Annotated in this window: 15 protein-coding genes; 4 read left to right on the top strand and 11 right to left on the bottom strand. The window is 71.9% G+C overall.

All coding sequences use genetic code 11. The features are described 5' to 3' along the window. Nucleotides 1-6 precede the first annotated feature (6 nt). Complete coding sequence (locus ACH4TV_RS17435) at nucleotides 7-1,389, top strand: FAD-binding oxidoreductase (protein ID WP_398398887.1); 1,383 nt, start codon at nucleotides 7-9, stop codon at nucleotides 1,387-1,389. A gap of 66 nt (nucleotides 1,390-1,455) precedes the next feature. Next, nucleotides 1,456-3,099, top strand: coding sequence for a PucR family transcriptional regulator (locus tag ACH4TV_RS17430; RefSeq protein ID WP_398398886.1), 1,644 nt, complete (start codon nucleotides 1,456-1,458; stop codon nucleotides 3,097-3,099). A gap of 24 nt (nucleotides 3,100-3,123) precedes the next feature. On the opposite strand, the gene ACH4TV_RS17425 is transcribed toward ACH4TV_RS17430, so the two are convergent. The 5 genes from ACH4TV_RS17425 to ACH4TV_RS17405 form a co-directional block, all read right to left on the bottom strand. Then, a complete protein-coding gene (locus ACH4TV_RS17425; RefSeq protein ID WP_398398884.1) occupies nucleotides 3,124-4,254 on the bottom strand; it encodes a glycosyltransferase family 4 protein in 1,131 nt (376 codons plus the stop codon). A gap of 212 nt (nucleotides 4,255-4,466) precedes the next feature. Next, a complete protein-coding gene (gene recN, locus ACH4TV_RS17420) occupies nucleotides 4,467-6,209 on the bottom strand; it encodes a DNA repair protein RecN (RefSeq protein WP_398398882.1) in 1,743 nt (580 codons plus the stop codon). Between the two features lie 219 nt (nucleotides 6,210-6,428). Continuing rightward, complete coding sequence (locus ACH4TV_RS17415; protein WP_398398880.1) at nucleotides 6,429-7,334, bottom strand: NAD kinase; 906 nt, start codon at nucleotides 7,332-7,334, stop codon at nucleotides 6,429-6,431. Then, entirely contained in the window at nucleotides 7,331-8,146 is an 816-nt protein-coding gene (locus ACH4TV_RS17410) for a TlyA family RNA methyltransferase (protein ID WP_398398878.1), read from the bottom strand. The genes ACH4TV_RS17415 and ACH4TV_RS17410 overlap by 4 nt, the downstream gene beginning before the upstream one ends. 7 nt (nucleotides 8,147-8,153) lie before the next feature. Further along, the gene (locus ACH4TV_RS17405) at nucleotides 8,154-8,477 is read right to left on the bottom strand and encodes a hypothetical protein (RefSeq protein ID WP_398398876.1); all 324 of its coding nucleotides are present in this window, start codon (nucleotides 8,475-8,477) and stop codon (nucleotides 8,154-8,156) included. A gap of 42 nt (nucleotides 8,478-8,519) precedes the next feature. On the opposite strand from ACH4TV_RS17405, the gene ACH4TV_RS17400 reads away from it, so the two are divergent. Beyond that, nucleotides 8,520-8,867: an SCP2 sterol-binding domain-containing protein gene (locus tag ACH4TV_RS17400; protein WP_398398874.1), complete on the top strand. Its 348-nt coding sequence runs from the start codon at nucleotides 8,520-8,522 to the stop codon at nucleotides 8,865-8,867. Here the strand turns inward: ACH4TV_RS17400 and ACH4TV_RS17395 are convergent. The 4 genes from ACH4TV_RS17395 to ACH4TV_RS17380 form a co-directional block, all read right to left on the bottom strand. After that, entirely contained in the window at nucleotides 8,851-9,750 is a 900-nt protein-coding gene (locus ACH4TV_RS17395; protein ID WP_398398872.1) for an ABC transporter ATP-binding protein, read from the bottom strand. The two genes, ACH4TV_RS17400 and ACH4TV_RS17395, sit on opposite strands and share 17 nt — an antisense overlap. Then, nucleotides 9,747-10,829, bottom strand: coding sequence for a FecCD family ABC transporter permease (locus ACH4TV_RS17390; RefSeq protein WP_398398870.1), 1,083 nt, complete (start codon nucleotides 10,827-10,829; stop codon nucleotides 9,747-9,749). Before ACH4TV_RS17390 ends, ACH4TV_RS17395 begins: the two co-directional genes overlap by 4 nt. Next, nucleotides 10,826-11,869, bottom strand: coding sequence for a FecCD family ABC transporter permease (locus ACH4TV_RS17385; RefSeq protein WP_398398868.1), 1,044 nt, complete (start codon nucleotides 11,867-11,869; stop codon nucleotides 10,826-10,828). Before ACH4TV_RS17385 ends, ACH4TV_RS17390 begins: the two co-directional genes overlap by 4 nt. 71 nt (nucleotides 11,870-11,940) lie before the next feature. Continuing rightward, a complete protein-coding gene (locus ACH4TV_RS17380) occupies nucleotides 11,941-12,975 on the bottom strand; it encodes an HAD hydrolase-like protein (RefSeq protein WP_398398866.1) in 1,035 nt (344 codons plus the stop codon). A 73-nt stretch (nucleotides 12,976-13,048) separates the two neighbouring features. Here ACH4TV_RS17380 and ACH4TV_RS17375 point away from each other — a divergent pair, with 73 nt between their 5' ends. Continuing rightward, nucleotides 13,049-14,347 (top strand): DUF1015 domain-containing protein, encoded by a 1,299-nt coding sequence (locus ACH4TV_RS17375; RefSeq protein ID WP_398398864.1) that lies wholly within the window; start codon nucleotides 13,049-13,051, stop codon nucleotides 14,345-14,347. A 75-nt stretch (nucleotides 14,348-14,422) separates the two neighbouring features. On the opposite strand, the gene ACH4TV_RS17370 is transcribed toward ACH4TV_RS17375, so the two are convergent. Further along, complete coding sequence (locus ACH4TV_RS17370; RefSeq protein ID WP_398398863.1) at nucleotides 14,423-15,181, bottom strand: hypothetical protein; 759 nt, start codon at nucleotides 15,179-15,181, stop codon at nucleotides 14,423-14,425. Continuing rightward, nucleotides 15,181-16,147: hypothetical protein (locus ACH4TV_RS17365; RefSeq protein WP_398398861.1), on the bottom strand; the 967-nt coding region annotated here is incomplete at its 5' end. The genes ACH4TV_RS17365 and ACH4TV_RS17370, both read right to left, overlap by 1 nt.

Raw genomic sequence — 16,147 nt, 5'->3', positions numbered from 1 at the left:
GCGGCCATGGCTTCCTCCTCGAAGGCGGGCGCGGCCCTTTCCGCGTTGCGCGACGATCTGACCGGCGATGTGTTCGCCCCGGGGGACCCGGGGTACGACGACTCCCGGACCGTCTTCAACGCCATGATCGACCGGCGTCCGGCGGTGATCGCGCAGTGCGCGGACGACGCCGATGTGGCCCGTTCCGTGCGCTTCGCCCGTGACCTGGACCTCAAGATCGCGGTGCGCGGCGGCGGCCACAGCGTGGCGGGCATGGCCCTGAACGACGGGGGCCTGGTGATCGACCTGCGCCGGATGCACGAGGTGACCGTCTACCGGGCGGCGCAGTCGGTACGGGTCCAGGGCGGGGCCCTGATGACGCATCTGGACCGGGCGACCCAGCCGCACGGGCTGGCGACCACCGGCGGGCGGGCCTCCACCACCGGGGTCGGCGGCTTCGTACTGGGCGGCGGCAGCGGCTGGCTGGAACGCTCCTGCGGCCTCGCCGTCGACAACCTCATCGGCGTCGACCTGATCACCGCCGACGGCACCGCGGTGCACACGAGCAACGAGCAGAACCCCGAACTGTTCTGGGCCCTGCACGGCGGCGGCGGAAACTTCGGCGTCGCCACCTCGCTCATCCTGAAGCTGCACGAGCTGCCCGCGTTCTCCATGGCCCTGGTCCTGTACCTGCCGGAGTTCGGCCGCGAAGCGACCCGCACCTACCGCGACGTGATCGAGGCGGGCCCCGTCGAGGCGAGCGGCGGGATCCTCTATCTCACCGGCCCGCCCGAGGAGTTCGTCCCGCCGCACCTGGTCGGGGAGTTGCTGTGCGGCGCCCTGCTGGCGTACGCGGGCCCGGAGCAGGACATGCGCAAGCTCGCCGAACCGCTCCTGGCGCTGCCGCACGAGGCGGAGGTCGTCACCGCGATCCCGTACGCCGACTTCCAGTGCATGATCGACGATCCGCCCGGCCTGCGGAACTACTGGTCGGCGGAGTACCTGACCGGCGCCCCCGACGACTTCGTGGCCGTGTTCGCCGCCGCCGGGAACTCCATGCCGGTACCGACCGGCACCCAGCACGTGCTGTTCCCGCTGGGCGGCGCCGTCGCCGACGGCCCGTCCCAGTACCCGGTCCCCTACCGGGACGCCCCCTGGGTCGTGCACCCCTTCGGCATCTGGGAGGACCCGGCGGACGACGAGCGCTGCGTCCGGTGGGTCCGGAACGTCCGCACCGACGTCCGGCCGTGGAGCACCGGGGCGGTCTACCTCAACTTCATCGGCGACGAGGGCGCGGAGCGCGTGATCGCGGGCCTGGGTGCCGAGAACACGCGCCGGCTGGCGTCGGTGAAACGCCAGTACGACCCGGACAACGTATTCCGCTTCAACCACAACATCGTTCCGGCGTAGACGAGTCGCTGATGGCGCCGGTCCGCAGGTCGTCGTCCGTACGTAGGTGCGGGTAGCGTCCGCCGCATGGACAGCCGTACGGACAGCCGTTTCGAGAACCGGGGCGCCGGGATCACCGTGCAGCGGGCCCTTGAGCTGCCCGGGTTGCGCAGCGGGCTGCCGGAGATCATGGCGGGCGCCGACCGGCTCCAGCGGACCGTGCGGTGGGTGCACGCGGGCGAGGTCCCGCACATCGCCTCGCTGCTCAAGGGCGGCGAGCTGCTCCTGACGACCGGATACGGGCTCGGCACCCGCCCGGCCGAGCAGCGCGCGTTCGTCCGCACCCTGGCCGAGCGGGGCATCGCGGCGCTCGTCGTGGAACTGGGCCCCCGCTTCACCCGGCTGCCCGCGGCCCTGGTGGAAACGGCCCGCTCGACCGGTCTCCCGCTGGTCCAACTGCACCGCGAGGTGCCGTTCGTGGCCGTCACCGAGGAGATCCACACCGAGATCGTCAACGGCCACTACGCGCTGCTCCAGCGGGCCGAGGAGGTCCACCGGCGCTGTACGGAGGCCCTGCTGAGCGGCGGCGGCATCCCGCAGGTCCTGGGCATCCTGGCCGACTTCAGCGGCAACCCGGTGTTCCTGGAGACGGCGGACGGCCAGCTGCTGTACGCCGCCGGAGCGGGCCCCGAGGGCGCCGACCCGCTCCAGGTGTGGGAGGGCCTGCGCACCCAGCACAAGGACGTGCCGCCGCCCGCCGGTTCCGCTCTCGTGGACGTCCCCGGGGGCGGCCACGGCACCGGCTCGGTCCGCGCGCGGCTGGTCCTGCTGCCCGTCCTCGAACCGCTGACCCCGGTGCACCGCATCGCCGCCGAACGGGCCGCGGGCATCCTGGCCGTCGTGCTGATGCAGGCCCGCCAGGAGGAGGAGCTGGCGGCGCGTGGCCGCGGCGATTTCCTCACCGACCTCGCCGAGGGCCGTATCGACGCGGAGGCCGCGCCCGCGCAGGCCCGCGTGCTCGGCTTCAAGCCCGGCACCGGCCCGCTGCTGCCGGTGGTGATGCGGCTCGGTGACGCGCTGCCCTCCGGCGGCGGGTGGGCGGTACTGGCCCGCGCGGTCGCCGAGGAGCTGGCCTCGGTGGGGGTGCCGGTGCTGCTGGGCGTACGGCCCGTCGAGGGCCGCGTACCGCTGCTTCTGGGCCTGCGCTCGGAGTCGGAGCGCGCGGCGGTCGCCGACCGGGTCGCGGCGGCGCTGCGCGCGGGTGTGGAACGCGCCGGGATGCAGCGCCCGGGCGCCCAGCCGCCGGTCGTCGTGGTCGGGGTCGCGGGCGGCTGGGCGGCGGCCTCGGCGGGCCTGCGGCACGCGGCGGAGACGGCGACGGCGGCCCAGGGCCTGCCGGACCACCCCTGGTACGACGCCCGCCGCCTGGACATCGACCTGCTCCTGTGGCGGCTGCGCGACCAACCGGACCTGGCGGCCTTCGTGGACCGCGCGATCGGCCCGCTGCGCACCCATGACGCCCGCTCCAAACCGCCTCTTCTGCCCACGCTGGAGACGTACTTGGCGCACGCGGGCCGCAAGGCGGAGACGGCCCGCGAACTCCATCTCAACCGCCAGACCCTCTACAACCGCCTGGCGAGGATCGGGGAGTTGCTGGGCACGGACCTCGACGACCCGCAGACGGTACTGGCGTTGAGCCTGGCGCTGCGGGCCCGCAGGCACGTGACCTGAACCCCGGGGACGCGTCTCAGTACGTCAGGACAGCAGCCGGGGCTGAGTGAACTCGTCGTAGACGCTCAGCACTTGGGCGACGGTCTCGTCCTCGGTGGGCCAGGTGGCGATCTGCCTCACGCCCCGCTCCCGGAGGGCCTCCCGCTGTTCCGGATCCCCGAGGAGCCGTACGACGGCCGCACCGAGCGCCGCCGCGTCACCGTACGGAACGAGTTCGGCCGCGTCCCCGACCAGTTCCGGAATGCCGCCCACGGCCGTCGCGACGAGCGGCACACGCGCGTGGAGGGCCTCTTGGGCGAGAACGGAGCGCGACTCCCAACGGCTGGGCAGAAGTGCGAGATCGGCGGCGGGGAGCAGTTCGCTCACGTCGTCGCGCCGCCCGATGAGCCGGACCGGCAGCCCCTCGTTCTCGATCCGGCCCTGCAACTGGGCCCGCAGCGGCCCCTCCCCCGCGATCACGAGCAGCGGCGCGGGATCCAGACCGCGCCACGCGGGTACGGCGTCCAGCAGGACGTCGTACCCCCGGTGCCGGTCGAGGGAGCCGACGGCCATGAGCAACGGGCGGCCCGTGGCCCCGAGTTCGGCGCGCGTCTTGCACCGGTCGGCCTCGTCCCGTCCCTTGGCCCCGAGCGGAGCGGCCAGGGCTACGGCGGACAGCCGGGCGTCCCTGGCCCCGCGCCGTCGGGCCCGGTCCACGAGGTCGGAGGAGGTCCCGAGGACGACGGCGGCGGCCTTCACGGCCCGCCGCTCCAGCACCCTCAGCAGATGGGCGCGCGGCCCTTCGGCGTGCGCCCGGTTGTGCCAGGTGACGACGAGCGGAGTGCGGCGCCCGCTGAGCGCGAGGGCGGCCCGGAAGGAGGCGTGCAGCCCGTGCGCGTGTACGAGGTCGGCGTTCGAACAGGCCGCGCGCAGCGCCGCCACCGAGCCGGGGTCGCTGCTGCGCGGGATGGGCACGTGTTCGGCACCGGCGCCGGTGAAGTCGTAGGCCTCATCGGCGTCGGAGGGGGCGCACACGATGACGCGCACGCCCCGTGCGACGAGCCCCTCGGCCAGCGAACGCACATGTGCGCTGCTGGCGGCGTTGCCACCGCCGAGCACCTGCACGGTGCACAGCGGCGACTGGCCGTGCGGCGAGTGGCTGATCACGGGGCTCACGTGGCCGGGGGCTCCTGGTTCGGCGTCGGGCGGTCACGAAGAAAGGGCACGGACGAAACGTACAGAAGGATCGGGCGGAGGGGGTGTACCGCGCTGCTTCCTCCATGTACGGGGCATTCCGTGCTGCTTCAAGGATGCCAGTACGTACGGGTGTTCCGGACCACGGAGGGGTGCGGCGGGTCACCCACACGGGTGAGTGAACCGACCGGGCGTCACCGGTCGGCCCGGGCCGTCGCCAGCAGTTCCTCCGCGTGCGCCCGCGCCGTCTCCGAGTCCTCCTGCCCGGCCAGCATCCGCGACAGCTCCCGGACCCGGTCCTCCCCCTCCAGCACCTTCACGCCCGATCGGGTGACCGATCCGTCGTTGGTCTTCTCCACCAGCAGCTGCCGGTCGGCGAACGCGGCGACCTGCGGCAGGTGCGTCACGACGACGACCTGTGCACTCTTCGCCAGCTTGGCCAGCCGGCGCCCGATCTCCACGGCCGCCTTGCCGCCGACACCGGCGTCGACCTCGTCGAACAGATAGGTGGGTACGGGGTCGGTCCCCGCGAACACGACCTCCACGGCCAGCATCACGCGGGACAGCTCACCCCCGGACGCCCCCTTGGCGATCGGCCGGGCGGGCGCCCCCGGATGCGGGGCGAGCAGCAGTTCGACCTCGTCGGCACCGGACGGCCCGTACGCGACCGTACGCCCGCCGACCTCAACCCCCTCCGGGTCCTCCGTCTGCCGGATCTCGAACGACACGCGCGCGTGGGGCATGGCCAGCGAGGCCAGCTCGGCGGTCACCGCGGCGGCGAACCGCTCGGCGGCCTCCGTCCGCGCGTCCGTCAACGCCTGTGCCATTCCCCCGAGTTCGCCCCTCAGCGCGTCCCGCTCGGCGGTCAGCTCACCGATGCGCTCGTCGTCGCCGTCGAGTTCGAGGAGCCGCGCGGCGCTTTCCTCGGCCCAGGTGAGCACGCCGGCCACATCGGAGCCGTACTTCCGCGTCAGCCCGGTGAGCGAGGCCCGCCGTTCCTCCACGGCGGCCAGCCGCAACGGATCGGCGTCCAGATCGTCGGCGTACCCCGCCAGCTCCCCGGCGACGTCCCCGAGCAGGATGCCGACCTCGCCGATCCGGTCGGCGAGCGCGGCCAGGGCCGAGTCGTGCGACCGTACGGCCTCCAGGGCCCGATGGGCGCCCGCGACGAGCGTGGCGGCGTCGATGCCCTCGGGATCCTCGGGATTACCGGCGAGCGCGGCATGCGCAACAGTCGCGGCCGAGGCCAGCGCCTCGGCATGCCCGAGTCGCTCCGCCTCCTCGGCGAGCTCGGCATCCTCTCCGGCCCGCGGTTCCACAGCGGCGATCTCATCGAGCCCGTACCGCAGCATGTCGGCTTCCTGGGCCCGTTCACGCGCGCGCGTGGTGATCTCGTCCAGCTCGGTGGAGACAGCCCGCAGCCGCCGGTACGCCTCTCCGTACTTGGTGAGCGGCGCGGCGACCGCGTCCCCCGCGTACCGGTCGAGCGCAGCCCGCTGCCGGGACAGCTTGAGCAGCCCCTGCTGGTCGGTCTGGCCGTGCACGGCCACCAGTTCGTCGGCCAGCTCGGCCAGCACACCCACGGGCACGGAACGCCCGCCCAGATGCGCCCTCGAACGCCCCTCCGCGGAAACGGTACGGCTGATGAGCAGCGCCCCGTCGTCGAGCTCGGCGCCGGCCTCCTCGGCCCGCAGGACGGCCGACCCGCCCGGGGGCACGGTGATCCGCCCCTCCACGACCGCGTTCTTGGCCCCGATCCGCACCAACGCCGGATCCGCCCGCCCACCGAGCAGCAGCCCCAGGCTGGTCACGACCATGGTCTTGCCCGCACCGGTCTCACCGGTCACGGCGGTGAAGCCGGGCGACAACTCGACAACCGCATCGTCGATGACTCCGAGCGACCGTATCCGCATCTCCTCCAACACGAACACGACCATACGAGGTCAGCCGACCCATGTGCGACGCCCCCCACCTCGAATGAGAGAACGCGCAGGTAACGAATGACAATCGGCCTTCACATATCACCCAGGGGAGTGGCAGCGCCCCCGATAGGGGCGCGGGGCTGTATCTGATGTGCGGCTCCGCCGCGTGGGCGCGAACAACCACAGCGCACCCGCACCCGCCAACGAGACCGATCCACCCCCCACACCCCGGCGTCAGTGAGGCGCCCCCCGCCACCCAGAAACAGGCAACGCGAACTTGGCCACCAGCCGATCAGTGAACGACGCATGGTGCAGCCGAGCCAACCGAACCGGCACAGCCCCCCGCCGAACCTCCACCCGCGCCCCCGGAGGCAACTCCACAGTCCGCCGCCCGTCACACCACAGAACACCCGGCGGGATGTGCGGCAGAACCTCCACCGCGAGCACGGAATCCGGCGAAGTGACCAACGGCTTCGCGAACAACGCGTGCGCACTGATCGGCACCATCAGCAGCGCCTCCACCTCGGGCCACACCACAGGCCCACCGGCGGAGAACGCATACGCGGTCGACCCGGTGGGCGTCGACAGACAGATCCCGTCACACCCGAACCCGGTGACAGGCCGCCCGTCGATCTCCAGCACAACCTCAAGCAGCTTCTCCGCGGACACCTTCTGCACGGCCGCCTCGTTCAGCGCCCAGTCGGTGTGCACGATGTTCCCGTTCTGGTGCACGACGACGTCGATGGTCATCCGTTCCTCGACCTCGTACGCCTTCGTCACCACCCGGTCGACAACCTTGTCGAGGTCGTCGCGCTCGGCCTCGGCGAGGAAGCCGACGCTACCGAGGTTGACGCCGAGCATCGGCACCCCGGAGGCCCGGGCGAACTCGGCGCCGCGCAGCAGCGTGCCGTCGCCGCCCAGCACGATCAGCAGTTCGCACCCGTCGAGACACTGCGGAGTGGCCTCGTCGACCAGCTCAACCTCCGGCGGCAGCGGCACCTCGGCCGCCTCCGCCGCGAGCACCCGCACCCCGAGTCCGGAGCGCAGCAGCCCCTGGACCACGAGTTCGGCGCTTCTGATCGCGGCCGGCCGCCCGGTGTGGGCGAGCAGGAAAACAGTACGAGCTCGGCTCTGAGTCAACGGGGCCCCTCCGCCACTGCACGGTCGACATCGGCCGGGTTGAGTTCAGGTGCGCCGGCCCGCAGCCACAGAAAGTACTCGACATTCCCCGACGGCCCGGGCAGCGGGCTGGCGGTCACACCCTGCACCCCGAGCCCCGACCCCCCGGCGCGGGCGGCGACTCCGCGCACCGCCTCGGCACGCAGCTCGGGACTGCGTACGACTCCTCCGCTCCCCAGCCGTTCCTTCCCCACCTCGAACTGTGGCTTGACCATCATCACCAGGTCGGCATCGGGCGCCGCACACCGCACAAGGGCGGGCAGCACGAGGCCGAGCGGGATGAAGGACAGATCCCCCACGACAAGATCCACTGGTTCCCCATCGATCGCTTCGAGCGTCAACTCGCGTACGTTCGTACGGTCCTTGACGGTGACGCGTTCATCGCTCTGGAGAGACCACGCAAGTTGTCCGTACCCCACGTCGACGGCGACGACGTGCGCGGCGCCGGCGCGCAGCAGTACGTCGGTGAATCCGCCGGTGGACGCGCCCGCGTCCAGCGCCCGCCGACCGCCGACCTTGAGCCCCTGCGGTACGAAGACCTCCAGGGCGCCCGCGAGCTTGTGGCCGCCCCGGGAGACGTACTCGGGATCACTGTCGTCGGCCACGACGACGATCGCGGCGGCCGTCTCCACCTGGGTGGCGGACTTGGTCGCGACGGCCTTGCCGACGGTGACCCGCCCGGCGGCGATCAGCTGGCTCGCGTGTTCCCGCGAGCGCGCGAGCTTCCGCCGCACCAGCTCGGCATCAAGACGGCGGCGTGCCACTCCTGCCACGTTCGGTTCAGCTCCTATTGCTGTCGCTACTGCTGATGGTGCTGCTACTGCTGTACGTCGACGGGGGCGCCGGAGTTCCCGGGCGGGCGTCGAGCGCGGTGAGCGTGTCGCGCAGCCCTCGGTGCACATCCTCGTACACCTCGACATGTCCGTCCGTGGCGAGGTGGTCGGCGTCACCGAGCCGGTCGAGCAGCGCGTCGACGTCGGCGTTGCCGGTGGGGGCACGGTGGACGTTCAGCGGGGCCGGAGCTGCGGGGTCGGCCTCGGATTCCGGTTCGAGTCCGGGTCCGGGTTCCAGGTCGCCCTCGGCCAGGGGTACTGACTCGTTCATGCCCCGACGCTACCTCGAACCGCTGAGGTACCGTCGATCGCGATGGCCACGACAGAGGAGTGCCGCAGCGCACTCGAGAAGCTCTCCGACAACATGGCGGGCGCGAACGGGGACGTACGCGAGGCGGCGGCCCTGGACCGCTCGCTGAGCTGCCGTATCACCGATCTGGACGTCACCTTCGTGGGACGCCTCCAGGGCGGCCGTATCGAGGTCCAGGACACCCTCCAGGGCCCGCCCCGCGAGAAGGCCGAGATCCGGCTCGCCATGACCGGCGACGACCTGGTGGCGATGGTCGCCGGCGAACTGAACTTCGCGAAGGCCTGGGGTTCGGGCCGGGTGAAGCTGGAGGCGGGCCTGAGAGACCTGTTCCGCCTCAGGAAGCTTCTGTAGTCACCCTGGTACGGGCCTTGCGCGCGGCCGGCACCACCAAGGGCGTCCCCGTCTCCGGATCGTCGATGACCTGGCAGCGCAGCCCGAACACCTCCTCGACCAGCCCGGCCGTGACGATGTCCCGCGGTGCGCCCTCGGCGATGACGGCACCCTCACGCAGTGCGATGAGGTGGGTGGCGTACCGGGCCGCGTGATTGAGGTCGTGCAGTACGGCGACCAGGGTCCGCCCCTGCTCCTCGTGCAGCTCGGCGCACAGGTCGAGGACGTCGATCTGGTGCTGGATGTCGAGATAGGTGGTCGGCTCGTCGAGCAGCAGCAGCGGGGTCTGCTGGGCGAGCGCCATCGCGATCCACACGCGCTGCCGCTGGCCGCCGGAGAGTTCGTCGACATAGCGATCGGCGAGTTCGGCGACGCCGGTCGACTCCATGGACTCCCGGACGATCCGCTCGTCGTCGTGGGACCACTGGCGCAGGATGCCCTGGTGCGGGTAGCGGCCCCGGCCCACCAGGTCGGCGACGGTGATCCCGTCGGGCGCGATCGACGACTGGGGCAGCAGGCCGAGGGTCCGCGCGACCTTCTTCGCGGGCATCGACTGGATGACCTGCCCGTCGAGCAGCACCCGGCCCTCGCTCGGCTTCAGCATCCGCGACAGGGCCCGCAGCAGCGTGGACTTGCCGCAGGCGTTCGGGCCGACGATGACCGTGAAGGAGTTGTCGGGTATCTCCACCGACAGCTGCTCGGCGATCACACGCTGGTCGTAGGCGAGGGTCACGCTCTCTGCGGACAGGCGGTTCACGGTGTCGGTGCCCTTCTTGACGGTCTCGTTCACTGAGTCGATCACGGCCGGCCCGTCTTCCGGGCCGCTCGTGTCCGGCCTGCTCATATCCGGCCCGCCTTCCGTTCGGTGACCAGCAGCCACAGCAGATACACCCCGCCGAGCACCCCGGTCACCACCCCCACGGGCAGCTGATCGGCGCCGAAGAGCCGCTGCGAGGCCCAGTCCGCCACGATCAGCAGGGTGGCACCCATGCACATGGACGCCACCAGGTTCGGCCCCGGCGAGCGGGTCAGCCGCCGGGCGAGCTGCGGCGCGGTCAGCGCGACGAAGCCGACGGGCCCGGCGGCGGCCGTGGCAGCCGCAGTGAGCAGCACGGCGGCCAGCATCAGCACCAGCCGTACACGCTCGACGCGCACCCCGAGGGCGTACGACACGTCGTCGCCCATCTCCGTCATCCGCAGCGCCCGCCCGTTCGCGACCACCACGGGTACGAGGACCGCGCACAGCCACAGCAGCGGCCAGACCTGGTCCCAGCCACGCCCGTTGAGGGAACCGGTCATCCACACGACCGCACGGGCCGCGTCGACGAGGTCGGCCTTGGTGATCAGGTACCCGTTGACCGCCGTGACGACAGCGGAGACACCGATGCCGACGAGCACCAGCCGGTACCCGTGCACACCCTGTTTCCAGGCGAGCAGATAGATGGCGATCCCGGTCACCAGCCCTCCGACAAGCGCCCCGACGGTGACCGCGCCCGCGCTCCCGGAGAACAGCACGATCATGACCAGCGCACCGGCCGTGGAGCCCTGGCTCAGCCCCAGTACGTCCGGACTGCCCAGCGGATTACGGGAGATGGCCTGGAACAGCGCACCGCCGAGCCCGAGCGAGGCCCCGACCAGCAGCCCGACCAGGACCCTCGGCAGCCTCAGCTCGTTGACGATGAACTCCTGGCCCGCGTTGCCGTCGCCCAGCAGCGTCTTCAGGACGTCTCCCGCGGGGATCGGGAAGTCACCGGTACCGATCAGCGCCACGCTCGCGGTGAGCACGGTCAGCAGCAGCGCCCCGACCACGACCAGCGCGCGCACGTCCAGCCGGAAGGAGAGCCCGCCCGGCGCCCGCAGCACACGGTTGGGGCCACCATCTCGCTGGACGGACCGCACGGACCGGACAAGGTTGCTCTTCACAGCTGCGCCGTCCTCCGCCGTCGTACGAGAAAGATGAAGACCGGGCCGCCGATGACCGCGGTGACGATGCCGACCTGGAGTTCGGCGGGCCGGGCGACCATCCGCCCGATGACATCGGCGCCGAGCAGCAGCACCGGCGACAGGACGGTCGCGTACGGCAGGATCCAGCGCAGGTCGGGCCCGGTGAAGGACCGTACGACGTGCGGGACCATCAGCCCGACGAAGACGATCGGGCCGCAGGCGGCGGTCGCGGCACCGCACAGCACGGTCGCGGCGGCCATGGACAGCGCGCGGGTCCGGTTCAGGTCGGCGCCGAGGGCGCGGGCGGTGTCGTCGCCCATCGCCATGGCGTTGAGCGGCCGGGCGAGCAGCAGCGCGAGGACCGTGCCGGCCACGATGAACGGCAGGACCTGCGTGATGGTGTCGTCGGTGGCCGAGGCCAGCGAACCGACCGTCCAGAAGCGCATCCTGCTGAGCGCCGCGTCGTCCGTGATCATCACGGCCTGGAGATAGCCGTAGAGCGCGGCGCTGATCGCGGTGCCCGCGAGCGCGAGGCGCACGGGCGTGGCACCCCGGCTGCCGCCCAGGAACCAGACCAGCGCTCCGACGGCGGCGGCCCCGAGGAAGGCGAACCACACATAGCCGCTCAGCGAGGTGACGCCGAAGAAGGTGATGGCGGTGACGACGGCGGCCGACGCGCCCGCGTTGATGCCGAGCAGCCCAGGATCGGCCAGCGGATTGCGGGTCAGCGCCTGGAGAACGGCGCCGGACAGCCCGAGCGCGGCCCCGGCGAGCAGCCCGAGGAGGGTGCGTGAGACGCGCTCGCCCACGACGACGTCGCCGTAGGTCCCCGAGTCCTCGAACAGCCCGTGCCAGACCTGCTCCAGCGACAGCTCTTTCGCGCCGATCGCGATACTCGCGAGGGCGACGAGAAGCAGGATCCCCAGGGAGACGAGGAGTCCAACGGCCCGTATCGCCTGACGCTTCGGGGGCGCGGAGGCGGTCTCCGCACGCTGCTCAGGAGGACTGTCGACAAACACGAGGTTAGGTTAGCCTACCCTCTCGAATCGCCTCGCTGTGTGTCCACGAGAGCGCCCCCGGCCCAGCCCCCTCACAGCCCCAGCCGCGCCAGCGCCTTCCCGCCGTCCAACGCGCACACCCCGTCGCCCGCCGCCGTCCAGGCCGCCGCGCACAGCGCGCGAAGCCCGTCGAGCACCTCCCCGTCGCCCTCCAGTTCCAGCCGTTCATCCCCCGCGGTCGCCGTCCACCCCCCGCACCGGAAACCACTGCCCGCGTGCGCCTCCGTCACCTCCGGCTGGCCGGTCAGCAGCCCCCTCAGGTCTGCGTCGACATAGGTGGGCCGGTGCTGCGGCGGCGCGGCCAGCAGCTGCGCGCCGTCCGTCACCCCGGTCAGCACCAGCAGCGAGTCGACGTCCCCGTTGAACGCGCCCTCGATGTCCGTGTCCAGCCGGTCCCCGACGACCAAGGGACGCTCGGCGCCGGTCCGCAGCACCGTCTCCCGGTGCATCGGCGGCAACGGCTTGCCCGCCACCTGGGGCTCGGCGCCCGTCGCGATGCGCACGACCTCCACCGCGGCCCCGTTGCCCGGCGCGATCCCGCGCGCGCCGGGGATCGTCAGGTCGGTGTTCGACGCGAACCAGGGCACCCCGCGCGCGATGGCGTAGCACGCCTCCGCGAACCGTCCCCAGGGCAACTCGGGCCCGCCGTACCCCTGGACGACCGCCACGGGTTCGTCCTCGGCCGAGTCGACAGGCTCAAGCCCGCGTTCACGCAGCGCGACCCGCAGCCCTTCACCCCCGATCACCAGCACACGCGCCCCCGCCGGCACCTGGTCGGCGATCAGCCTCGCCACGGCCTGCGCCGAGGTGATGACGTCCGAGCCCTCGGTCGCTATGCCCAGCTCGGTGAGGTGCTCGGCCACGGTGTCCGGCGTACGCAACGCGTTGTTCGTGACATACGCGAGCCGCATCCCGCCGTCCCGCGCGACCTTGAGCGACTCGACAGCGTGCCCGATCGCGTTGCCCCCCGCGTACACCACCCCGTCGAGATCGAGCAGCGCCGTGTCGTACGCCTCGCTGAGGGCCCGCGCACTGCCCTCGGGCCGCGTCCTGACGGTCTGGCTCATTGTGCATCGCTCCTCGTTCGACCGGCTTTCCCCCGATCATCCCCCATGCCACTGACAGCCCTACGATGCACCAATGAACACTGCAGGTCCCGCGGACGTACCGGCTCGCATGGGCCTTCAACTGACCCCGTTCCGGGGCCTGCGCTACGACCCCGACCGGGTCGGTGGCCTGGCCGCCGTGACCTCCCCGCCGTACGACGTCATCGTGCGCCCGGACGGCCTGATCCACCTCGAATCGGCCGACCCGCACAACATCGTCCGGCTGATCCTCCCCCAGGCGGCGACCCCCTCCATCCGCAACGAACAGGCCGCGGACACCCTCGACGACTGGGTGTCCCAGGGGATCCTGTCCGCCGACCCCGAGCCGGCCTTGTACGTCTACGAACAGCGCGACACGACCGGCCATCTCCAACGCGGAGTCATAGGCGCCCTGCGCCTGTCCGAGCCGTCGGAGGGCGTGGTCCTGCCGCACGAGGACGTCATGCCGCACGTCGTCGCGGACCGCGCGGCCCTGATGCGCGCCACCTCCGCGAACCTCGAACCCCTGCTCCTGACGTACAGGGGCGACGAACCCGCCTCCGCATCCGGGACGAGCGCGGTGGTCGAACGCGCGGCCGGCCGCCCTCCGCTCCTCTCGACGACCACGGAGGACGGCTTCAGCCACCGCCTCTGGGCGATCACCGACCCCGCCGAACTGGCCGGGATCCAGTCGGACCTGGCCCAGCACCAGGCCCTCATCGCCGACGGCCACCACCGCTGGGCGACGTATCTGCGTCTACGCGCGGAGCACCCGTCCCCCAGCCCCTGGGACCACGGTCTGGTACTCCTCGTGGACACCGCCCGCTACCCCCTGCGCGTCCGCGCGATCCACCGCCTCCTGCACGGTCTCCCGGTCGCCGAGGCCCTGACGGCCCTGGAAGGCCGCTTCCGCGTACGTCACCTGCCGACATCCCTCCCCGAAGCGCTCACCGCCCTCGCGGAGGCGGCCACCGCGGGCAACGCCTTCCTCCTGGCCGGCGACGGCACGTTCCACCTCGTGGACCGCCCGGACCAGGCCCTCCTGACCCGGACGATCCCGGCCGACCGCCCGCAGGCCTGGCGCACCCTGGACGCGACGGTCCTGCACGCCACGCTCCTCGACCACATCTGGCACATCCCCGAGGACTCGCCGGCCCACATCGCGTACATCCACGACACCGCGGCGACCGTGGAAAAGGCCGAACAGGACGGCGGTACGGCCGTCCTGATGCACCCGGTCCGCGAGGAGGTCGTACGAGACCTGGCCCGCCAGGGCGTCACGATGCCCCGCAAGTCGACGTCCTTCGGCCCCAAACCGGCCTCGGGCCTGGTCCTGCGCACCCTCACCCCCTGACGCACCACCCCCAGAAACCCAAAAAGGCGGGACCCCTGACCGGGATCCCGCCCTTTCGCTACCGCTTACCGAAGGTCAGCGCTCGTCGCCTTCGATGTCGTCCGCGGAATCGTCGTCGACGTCGGCAGAAACGACGGTTTCACTCGATTCCACGGACTCGACATCCGTGTCATCAAGGTCGTCCCCGTCCTCGTCCTCGTCGACGCCCTCGCTCTCGTCAAAGGCATCGACGAACTCCACGCCGTCCAACTCGGCGAGCCGGTCCGAGGCGTTCGTGCTGCCGTCCTTGTCGGACTCGACAGCCTTGGCGAACCACTCCCGTGCCTCGTCCTCACGTCCGGCGGCCAGTAGCGCGTCGGCGTACGCGTACCGCAGTCGCGCGGTCCACGGCTGTACGGCGTTGGAGGCCAGTTCGGGACTCTGGAGGGTCACGATGGCCGCGTCGAGCTGATCCATGTCACGCCGTGCACCGGCCGCGACGAGCCGCATCTCGACCTGCCCGGCCTTGTCCAGCTTGTGCACCTCGGGCGCCCCGGCCATCTCCAGCGCCTTCTCGGGCCGCCCGAGCCCACGCTCGCAGTCGGCCATGACGGGCCACAGCTCGACGTTCCCCGTCATCCGCCGAGCCGCACGGAACTCGGCCAGCGCCTCGCTGTACTTCTGGGTCGCGTACGCGGCGAACCCGGACGCCTCCCGTACGGCGGCGACTCGCGACGCCAGCCGCAGGGCCACCTTCGAGTAGCCGTACGCGCCCTCGGGGTCCTCGTCGATGAGCCGCGCGACCATCACCAGGTTCTTGGCGACCTCTTCCGCGAGCCCCTTGGGCAGGCTCATCAGCTCCTGGCGTACGTCCTTGTCGATCTCGTTGCCCGTGACGTCCTCGGGGATCGGCAGCCGCTTGATCGGCTCCCGGTCGCGGTCCCTCTCCTCACGGAACCCACCACCGCGCCGGTCGTCCCGCCGGTCATCGCCACGTCGGTCGTCACGCCCACGGAAACCGCCGCCGCCACCGCCGGCGGGCCGACCTCCACGGTCGTCACGCCCCCGGAAGCCACCGCCGGCGGGACGGCCACCACGGTCGTCGCTTCGGGCAGGCGACCCACGGAACCCACCACGATCGTCGTCACGACGGACAAAGCCGCCGCGCTCACCACGGTTGTCGTCCCGGCCCCGGCTGTCGTCCCGACGGAAGCCGCCCCGGTCGCCTTCACGACGGTCGTCATCCCGACGAAAGCCGCCACTGGTGGGACGGCCACCGCGGTCGTCGCTCCGGCCACGGAACCCGCCACCACCGGCGGGACGGCCACCACGGTCGTCATCACGCCGGAACCCACCACGGTCACCGCGGTCACCACCGCCACGGTTGTCGTCGCGACGGAACCCACCACCGGCGGGGCGACCACCCCGGTCATCCTGACGGTCGTCCCGACGGACAAACCCACCACCCGCAGGACGACCACCACGGTCGTCACTCCGCCCACGGAACCCACCACGATCATCATCCCGACGGAAGCCGGAACGCTCGCCGTCCCGGCGGTCATCGCGCCGGTCATCGCGCCGATCGTCACGACGGGGGGCTGCCGACTGATCGTCGCGCCCGCGGAAGCCACCACCTCCGCCACTGGTGGGACGGCCACCGCGGTCGTCGCTCCGACCACGGAACCCGCCACCACCGGCGGGACGGCCACCACGGTCGTCATCACGCCGGAACCCACCACCGGCGGGGCGACCACCCCGGTCATCCTGACGGTCGTCCCGACGGACAAACCCACCACCCGCAGGACGACCACCACGGTCGTC

This window comes from Streptomyces sp. NPDC020898 (assembly GCF_044333925.1).
In the GTDB taxonomy this organism is placed as follows: Bacteria; Actinomycetota; Actinomycetes; order Streptomycetales; family Streptomycetaceae; genus Streptomyces.
This window is presented reverse-complemented; position numbering and strand designations above follow the sequence as displayed.